Here is a 4,484-nt window from a genome sequence, read left to right as displayed (position 1 = left end):
AATTGGTATTAATTGAAGGCAACAAAGCAATGAGGCAGTTAAGCGAAGAGTTACGTAACAATGATAATGAGGGAAAATAACCAGCTGGTTTACATCTAAAGGCGTTGCCAAAACCTTGGGGTGATTAAATTTTACCCACTCCTGCTCAATACTATTCGCTGATATTGGTTATGGTTAAGGGGATCGGGTACACTAGCGCCTTTGTCGGCTAAAAGACCTAAAATCATGGAAACTTTTTATAGTTTATACCCTGTGTTTAAGCATACTCATATGACGTTTGTTGCGTTAAGTGTGCTGTTTTTTATTGTGCGTTTTTCGCTTCATTTACGTCAGTCGCCAATAATGGACAAAAAGTTCGTTAAAATTGCGCCGCACGTTATCGATACCTTCCTGCTGCTATCTGGTTTAATCTTGTGTTTTTCTATTAAACAGTATCCATTTGTTGATCCTTGGATGACAGAAAAACTCAGTGCTGTGGTTGCTTATATCCTTCTAGCTACTATCGCTCTTAAGGCTAATCGTAATAAATTATTTAAAGTATTTGCCGCATTAGGTGCACTTGGTTGGGTGGTTTACGCCGCGAAACTGGCTGTGTTTAAGCAAGCAGTTTTATTAGGTTGAAGACTCACTTGAAACTTAACGATTCTATTCAATTACCAGAAACAGCCTTCGATGTTGCAGAACACCTGGGCTTTTCTAAAGTAAAAAATGCTAATTGGGCTTGGCTTGAGCTGGCAGGCTCTGTATTAAGCTTTTATGTGGTTGACAGGCATGACCGATTAAAAGCATTACTGAACTGGTTTTATAATGACTTAGGTTTCTGTGCGCGTGAAGCTTATTACAGTGCAGAAGCGGCAGATCTCGGTAAGTGCATGACATCAAAACAGGGCAATAGCACCACGTTAGCCACAGTGTTGATGTTGTTGGCAAAGCAGTTGGATCTTAAGTTAGAGCCATTGCTTTTACCTGGGCAAACGGTGCTCCTGAGTCAAATTGACGATGATATTCGCTATATTGATCCTCTCACTGGCAATGAGTTGAGCAAACACCAACTGCATATTTTAGTACGTGGTGAGCTAGGTAATGCAGCCGCATTTAAACCAAGTTACCTAAAACCAGCGTCAGTAAAGCGCATAGTGTCACGCATGATCCATGAGATGAAAGCGGGCAGTATTGTCGCGCACAAATTTGAACCTGCAATGGAGTGCTGTAATTTGCTGCTGCAATGGCACCCAGAAGATCTCAATCTCAACCGCGAACGAGCCTTTATTGCACAGCAGTTGGGTTGTATTAGTGTCGCGACGGCGGATTTAAAACATTTTGTTGATAACAGTCCACATGACCCGGTTATTGAGCTGGTAAAGATGCAATTGAAAGAGCTTAAAGAGAACGTCGAAACGTTCCATTAAGCGCAAAAAAGAGAGCCGAATGGCTCTTTTTTCGTTACACCACTATCAGTATTAGAGTGTACAAATACACCATTACTAAACTAACAAATTGAAGAGCAAGAATAATAACTAGGCAAAGTATTGTTATTTACGATACGGCCACTATCAGGGGGATAGGGTAAATGAGTAGTTCCGATTCGATCAGTAGTGCATTGGTCACCAATGATGCCACAGCGCTTGGCATATTAGCGGTTGTGCTGGGGTTTGTATTTTACACCAGTAACAGTAACCACCAATTTTGGAAGAAGTTTTATACTTTCATTCCAGCATTGTTGATGTGTTATTTCTTACCATCATTGCTTAATACTTTTAATATTATCGATGGTGATACCTCAAAGCTGTATTTTGTCGCTTCACGTTATCTACTTCCCGCCTGCTTAGTGTTACTTATTTTAAGTGTCGATCTAAAAGCAATTTTATCGCTCGGCCCGAAAGCGATCATCATGTTTTTAACTGGTACTGTAGGCATTGTGATTGGCGGTCCAATTGCGTTATTGATCATATCGAGTATCAATCCTGAGGTGCTTGGTGTCACCGGCCCGGAAGCTGTATGGCGCGGAATGACAACCCTGGCGGGCAGCTGGATTGGCGGTGGTGCCAACCAAGCGGCAATGAAAGAGATCTATGAAGCGGGCGGCGATATATTTTCAATCATGGTCACGGTAGACGTTATCGTGGCGAATATCTGGATGGCAGTGCTGCTGTTTATGGCCTCAAAAGCGAAAGAGATAGATGCTAAAACTGGCGCAGATACATCGGCTTTAGAAGCATTAAAAGAGAAAGTAGAGAAATACCACGCAGAAAATGCGCGTATCCCAAGCCTCAATGATTTGATGATGATTGCAGCTATTGGATTTGGTATTACCGGGCTTGCTCATGTGGTCGCCGACTTCCTAGGCCCATTCTTTGAAGCTAACTACCCTTGGACCCGCGATTATAGCTTAACGTCTAAATTCTTCTGGTTAATCGTCACGGTAACCACAATTGGTTTGGCTATGTCGTTCAGCCCAGTTCGTCATTTGGAAGCGGCGGGGGCATCTAAAGTGGCAACGGTTTTCCTGTATATCCTGGTTGCGACCATTGGTTTGCACATGGATGTCTCAAAACTGTTCGATGCAGATAACCTTTGGTACTTTGCTATTGGTATGATTTGGATGCTGATCCATGCAAGCTTCATGTTGATTGTGGCTAAATTGATAAAAGCGCCGCTGTTTTATATGGCGGTGGGCAGCCAAGCTAATGTCGGTGGCGCAGCTTCTGCACCTGTTGTAGCGGCAGCTTTCCATCCGGCTTTGGCCCCAGTGGGTGTGCTTCTAGCTGTGTTGGGCTATGCTTTAGGCACTTATATGGCATGGATGTGTGGCCAACTCCTGCAGCTAGTTGCAAGTTAGACTTGCAAGTACGAATTAATATGAATAATGCCAAGACCAGTGTCTTGGCTCTGATAGAGAGAAGAGATTGATGAGTAATAAAACCATTGATTTAGGTTCGATTGAAATCGCAAATGACAAACCTTTTGTGTTGTTTGGTGGTATGAATGTGCTTGAGTCACGCGATCTTGCAATGCAGATTGCCGAGACTTATGCTGAAGTGACTCAGAAATTGGGGATCCCTTACGTATTTAAAGCGTCGTTCGATAAGGCAAACCGCTCTTCTGTAAACTCTTATCGTGGTCCAGGTATGGAAGAGGGGTTGAAGATTTTTGAAGAGATTAAGTCAACCTTCAATCTACCGTTGATCACTGACGTTCATGAAGTTCATCAGTGTGCATCTGTGGCTGAAGTGGTCGATATTATTCAACTGCCAGCATTCTTAGCGCGTCAAACAGACTTAGTGGTCGCAATGGCTAAGACTGGCGCAATCATTAATGTGAAAAAACCACAGTTTTTGGCGCCGCACGAAATGCGTCATATCATTACTAAGTTTAATGAAGCGGGTAATGACGAGATCATTTTATGTGAGCGTGGCTCAAGCTTTGGTTATAACAACCTAGTGGTTGATATGCTGGGTATGGATGAGATGAAGCAGTCGGGTTACCCGGTTATTTTTGATGCTACTCATGCACTACAAAAGCCCGGTGGGCGCAGTGACAGTGCTGGTGGTCGTCGTGCCCAAGCAACTGAACTTGCTCGCAGTGGTATGGCTCTGGGGTTAGCGGGACTATTCATTGAAGCACATCCAGATCCTGACAATGCTAAGTGTGACGGCCCGTGTGCACTGCCTTTACATCAGCTAGAGAACTACTTAAGCCAAATGAAGGCTGTAGATGACCTCGTTAAGTCGTTTGCGCCAATTGATACCAGTAAATAAGTTTTACTGTTTCTAGCGAGAGAGCTCTCGTGGTAAAAGCCCTGTGTTGATGACACAGGGCTTTTTTATAGGTAAAAATACTGTTCCATTCAGTCTTGACCAACCCTCTATTCTTCATTTATTTGCTACTTTTAAGTTTGGCTACAGACTTAAGCTTTATCCTGTTAGGTTATAAAAAAAAGCACGAGTTCGATAACTGTTCGTTAACTATGATTAGGCTTATCGAGCTCGAAAACTTGACTCATAACAGATAGGTTGAATGATGAAAGCAGATAAACAGGCACTCGCTGAAGAAGGGCCGCAAGGAATGCTGGGAAAGGCACTCGATGGCATTGAGCGTGTCGGTAATAAGTTACCTGATCCTGCGATGTTATTTTTAATATTGATGTTTGCAGTATGGGGCTTATCAGCCTTATTGTCGGGCGTTAGTTTTGATGCGATAGATCCGCGTACCGATAGCCCGATAGTGGTTAATAACTTGCTTAGTGCAGAAGCGCTTACTCACTTTCTAACCTCGATGGTTACTACCTTTACCGCGTTTGCGCCTTTAGGTGTGGTACTTGTTGCGATGCTAGGTGTTGGAGTCGCGGAGCATTCAGGATTCATCAATACAGCGCTCAAGCAGATGCTGAAAGTGACCCCTGCAAAGTTACTGACTCCCGCTGTTGTGTTGGTCGGCATAATCTCTCATACCGCAACAGATGCTGGCTATGTAGTTGTTATCCC

Annotated in this window: 5 protein-coding genes; all 5 read left to right on the top strand. The window is 43.5% G+C overall.

Features of this window, described 5'->3' with window-relative positions:
• Positions 1-225 precede the first annotated feature (225 nt).
• Positions 226-621: a SirB2 family protein gene (locus tag AB4238_RS18225; protein WP_020911314.1), complete on the top strand. Its 396-nt coding sequence runs from the start codon at positions 226-228 to the stop codon at positions 619-621.
• Between the two features lie 8 nt (positions 622-629).
• On the top strand, positions 630-1,409 hold the full coding sequence (locus AB4238_RS18220) for a tetratricopeptide repeat protein (protein WP_372034725.1): 780 nt from the start codon (positions 630-632) through the stop codon (positions 1,407-1,409).
• Positions 1,410-1,570: 161 nt separating this feature from the next.
• Entirely contained in the window at positions 1,571-2,839 is a 1,269-nt protein-coding gene (locus AB4238_RS18215; RefSeq protein WP_372034724.1) for a DUF819 domain-containing protein, read from the top strand.
• A 70-nt stretch (positions 2,840-2,909) separates the two neighbouring features.
• Entirely contained in the window at positions 2,910-3,758 is an 849-nt protein-coding gene (kdsA, locus tag AB4238_RS18210; RefSeq protein ID WP_372034723.1) for a 3-deoxy-8-phosphooctulonate synthase, read from the top strand.
• A gap of 262 nt (positions 3,759-4,020) precedes the next feature.
• Positions 4,021-4,484, top strand: a 464-nt coding sequence (locus AB4238_RS18205; RefSeq protein WP_408019750.1) for an AbgT family transporter, incomplete at its 3' end; no start/stop codon positions are given.

Origin of the sequence: Shewanella sp. 10N.286.45.A1, assembly GCF_041470405.1 — a bacterium.
In the GTDB taxonomy this organism is placed as follows: domain Bacteria; phylum Pseudomonadota; class Gammaproteobacteria; order Enterobacterales; family Shewanellaceae; genus Shewanella.
This window is presented reverse-complemented; position numbering and strand designations above follow the sequence as displayed.

Bases quoted from the DNA above. Each gene is read 5' to 3' on its own strand.
- AB4238_RS18225 (WP_020911314.1), top strand. From the start codon at position 226: ATGGAAACTTTTTATAGTTTATACCCTGTGTTTAAGCATACTCATATG.
- AB4238_RS18215 (WP_372034724.1), top strand. From the start codon at position 1,571: ATGAGTAGTTCCGATTCGATCAGTAGTGCATTGGTCACCAATGATGCC.
- kdsA (WP_372034723.1), top strand. From the start codon at position 2,910: ATGAGTAATAAAACCATTGATTTAGGTTCGATTGAAATCGCAAATGAC.